This window comes from Kitasatospora sp. NPDC004745 (assembly GCF_042873275.1).
Classification (GTDB): Bacteria; Actinomycetota; Actinomycetes; order Streptomycetales; family Streptomycetaceae; genus Kitasatospora.
This window is the reverse complement of sequence record NZ_JBIALK010000066.1, coordinates 1-1,648: the sequence shown is the minus strand read 5'-3', so window position 1 is coordinate 1,648 and position 1,648 is coordinate 1. Positions and strand designations below refer to the sequence as shown.

Below are 1,648 nucleotides of genomic sequence, written 5' to 3'. Positions count from 1 at the left end.
ACAACGTCGTCGAACCCTCCGCCCACATGGACTGGTACGGCGGCCCCACCCTGCTGGAGCACCTGGAGACCGTCCCGGTCGGCAGCGACCCCAGCCAGGAGGCCGTCCGCTTCCCCGTCCAGTACGTCATCCGCCCGCAGACCGAGGACCACCCCGACTACCGCGGCTACGCCGGCCAACTCGCCTCCGGCGTCCTGCGCGTCGGCGACACCGTCACCGTCCAGCCCTCCGGCCACACCACCACCGTCGCCGGCATCGACGCACTCGGCCGGGAGACCGACATCGCCTGGGCGCCGCAGTCCGTCACCGTCCGCCTCACCGACGACATCGACGTCTCCCGCGGCGACCTCATCACCGCAGGCCCCGCCCCCCAGCCCACCAAGGACATCGAGGCCACCGTCAGCCACCTCAACGAGCGCCCGCTGCGCACCGGGGACAAGGTGCTGCTCAAGCACACCACCCGCACCGTCCGCGCGCTCGTCAAGGAGATCTCCTACCGGATCGACATCGACACGCTCGAACAGCGTTCCGGCGCCGACGGGCTGAACGTCAACGACATCGGCCACGTACTGCTGCGCACCGCCGAGCCGCTGGCCCTCGACCCCTACACCGCCAACCGCCGCACCGGATCGTTCCTGCTGATCGACCCGGCCGACGGCACCACCCTCACCGCCGGCATGGCGGGCGAGGCCTTCGCGACCGTACGCACCACCACCGACGCCACCGACGAGGAGGACTGGGTCTGATGCCCAGCGAGGCGTTCTCGGGCATGGACAAGGAAGGCGGCCGCATCGGCAGCGGCGTCCTCGGCAGCGGCCAGGGCGGACTGACCCGATGTGTGGGCCGACAGGGCTGAGAACGCTCTGTCACCGGGCCACCTCCCCTCGACCGGCCCGGCTTGCCCGGCATCCACGATGCCGCAAGCACAGCTTCCGAACTTCCGTCCCGAGACCGTCTCCTGACGGTCCGTCCGTGAACAGGACCTGCCATGGCACCGAACCCGACGCCTTCGCATACCCTCGTCCGCCCCAACGCCGGCCGGATCAGACGCTCCGCCGTGGCCGCGGTGGCCGGCCTCACCGCCGTGACCCTGCTCTCGGCCTGCAGCTACGGCTCCAAGGCCGACGACAAGAAGCCCGCCGCCGCGGGTGACGCCGCCTCCGGTGCCTCCGGCGCGAAGCTCTCCGCCGACACCGTGAAGATCGGCTACTTCGCCAACCTCACCCACGGCACCGCCCTGGTCGGCCTCCAGGAAGGCCTCTACCAGAAGGAACTCGGCGCCACCCAGATCAAGACCCAGGTCTTCAACGCCGGCCCCGCCGAGATCGAGGCCCTCAACGCCGGCTCCATCGACATCGGCTGGATCGGCCCCTCCCCCGCCATCAACGGCTACACCAAGTCCGACGGCAAATCCCTCAAGATCATCAGCGGCTCCGCCTCCGGCGGCGTCAAACTCGTCGTCAACCCCGACAAGATCTCCACCCTCGACGACCTCAAGGGCAAGAAGATCGCCACCCCCCAACTCGGCAACACCCAGGACGTCGCCCTCCTCAACTACCTCGCCGGCAAGGGCTACAAGGTCGACGCCAGCTCCGGCGCCGGCGACGTCAGCGTCGTGCGCACCGACAACAAGGTCACCCCCGACGCC

1 protein-coding gene and 1 pseudogene are annotated in these 1,648 nt (G+C 70.0%); both read left to right on the top strand.

Annotated features, from left to right (window positions below):
* Positions 1–746: pseudogene (locus ACFYUY_RS40030) on the top strand (hypothetical protein); the annotation flags it as partial.
* Positions 747–988: 242 nt separating this feature from the next.
* Positions 989–1,648, top strand: a 660-nt coding sequence (locus ACFYUY_RS40025; RefSeq protein WP_387908442.1) for an ABC transporter substrate-binding protein, incomplete at its 3' end; no start/stop codon positions are given.